The organism is Escherichia sp. 20412-1 (genome assembly GCF_003027595.1).
Classification (GTDB): domain Bacteria; phylum Pseudomonadota; class Gammaproteobacteria; order Enterobacterales; family Enterobacteriaceae; genus Escherichia; species Escherichia marmotae.
On sequence record NZ_PYQM01000101.1, the window covers coordinates 1 to 2,061 of the forward strand.

General features: G+C 33.5%; 3 protein-coding genes. All 3 read right to left on the bottom strand.

Translation table 11 applies throughout. From position 1 onward, the window contains the following. Positions 1 to 987, bottom strand: a 987-nt coding sequence (locus tag C7B16_RS24090; RefSeq protein ID WP_107180282.1) for a permease, incomplete at its 3' end; no start/stop codon positions are given. A gap of 68 nt (positions 988 to 1,055) precedes the next feature. Next, entirely contained in the window at positions 1,056 to 1,415 is a 360-nt protein-coding gene (locus C7B16_RS24095) for a hypothetical protein (RefSeq protein WP_107180283.1), read from the bottom strand. 551 nt (positions 1,416 to 1,966) lie between these two features. Next, a partial coding sequence (locus tag C7B16_RS24720; RefSeq protein ID WP_143192629.1) for a transposase domain-containing protein occupies positions 1,967 to 2,061 on the bottom strand: 95 nt, incomplete at its 5' end.

Below are 2,061 nucleotides of genomic sequence, written 5' to 3' on the forward strand. Positions count from 1 at the left end.
AGATAACATATGAGACATCCATAACATAATAAGGTAAGAAGCAATCAATGAACTTAATAAACAAATAACCAATGTAATTATTGATTCTATAATAACAACAAGAATTATTGCGTTCTGTTTTATACCGTGAATTATTTTTAACGCAAATTCAGTACTCCTAGAAGAAAATGTACGTCTACAAAGCACAATACATATAACTGCAGAAAATAAGGTCAACATTATATATATAGTATTTGTTAATAACGAAAATCTATTCAATACATTATCAACGGCTGTTCTGGCATCAAGTGCTGTTACGATATTATAATCTAATATTTTTTTCTCACAAAGAACCTTTCTGATTACGTTAACATCATTTTCATTCACTTTACCATTCAACACTACTTTAACATTATCAATATTATTGCTTAAAGTAAATCTGAATAATGTACTTAAAGGGACAAAAATCTGATTGTCACTTTGGTATTTCGATAATCCAAGGCTGTCAAGAAAGTCAGTTTTTATTTTGGGTATTATAGAAATAATTTTAAAGGGTATGCCATCCAGAAAGACAATTCCATTATGTAAATATGGACTATCCTCACTGACAATAGCAACATTCCCCTTAAATGGTATATTATCAATATTTATCTTATTTATTGACAGACCTAATGAATCAATACCTGTTACAGATAAAGATTCATCAGCGTAAGGGGTCTGACCGCCATTGAATATACTTGTTTTAGAATATGATAATGTTTTATATACAGAAGATAATGCCGGCACAACTTCATTGATATTTTTTTGTTTGTAAACATTAATGGAGATGATATTATCACCATAGGTTTTTAGTTCTTCTTCTGCTTTTTTAGAAACACTAAAAATCAACGAATCTGTTATAATTATACCAATAAAACTGAGAGTCAAAAAAACCACAAATGATAACATTTGTTTTTTATTTTCATAAATATTCAATAAGGCATCGTTTATGTAAATTAAAGCAATCATTTCTGTATAAACACATCGGATGCAAGAGTACTCATCCGACGTGTTTTTATTAATTAATGTTAGATATGTTATTTAACCCAGGTCCCTATGTACGACCAACTCTTTATACCTACCTTATTAACTTTTGACATATCAGTTTTTAGCGCCAGAGGTGATGTCGGGGATACGAATCCACTGAACGTATCCATAGTTCCATCCTTGAACTCATGATGACCTTCGACATTTACACCTTTTACTTTTCCTTCATTTATACCCTGCATACACACTGAGTTATCCTGTCGGTATCCAATATAACCTGCAGAGGTAGAGCCTGACCCCATAGCCATAACACAACGACTTGGATCGACTTCGTCTGGATTCCATCCACTCCCTCCTGCAAACGCGTTAAGACTTAATCCTGTCAGTGCTACCAAAATATATTTTATCATTGTATCCTCTTATATTATAAAAATTAACTAACATTTACACCAATGATAAATAAGCAAATTTGCTTATTCCCTTCACAATACATAGAATTATATTTTATAATAAAACTCATCAATCATGATATAATTTTTTGATAAAAAAATACCTTTTTGAGTTCATGAATTAAGAAATTCTTAGAATATTGAACAGAACCACTCCATACAAAGACGATTGTGGAGTAATGATTATATATAGTGATCAACAATAACTGTCTACGTCTTTTTATTTTTCCCAGTATTATTTTTTATCCGTTCAACTGTAATCTCTGTTTATTCATGTGCCTTGTTTCGTAAGTGATATAGGTACTCAACAGGCTCACGGCAAATCGTGACTATCCGTCCATACTTCTGCATGGATGGCGATCCGGACTTAATCTCTCTGAAGTTGTCTGAATGGGCAAAGAAACATGCAGTAAAACCGGAGGTTATCCAGCCGTGCAGACAACGCCGAACACTCTCATTGAGCGTATTCACCAGACATACTGGTAAGCGTCAACAGAGCGCCGTATTGACACTTATTTATCGGTGAAAACTACGTTCCATGGCAGCAGTTCGTCAACACGGTTGGAGGGCCATTCCGGCAGTACGCTCAGGATATGGCGCAGATACG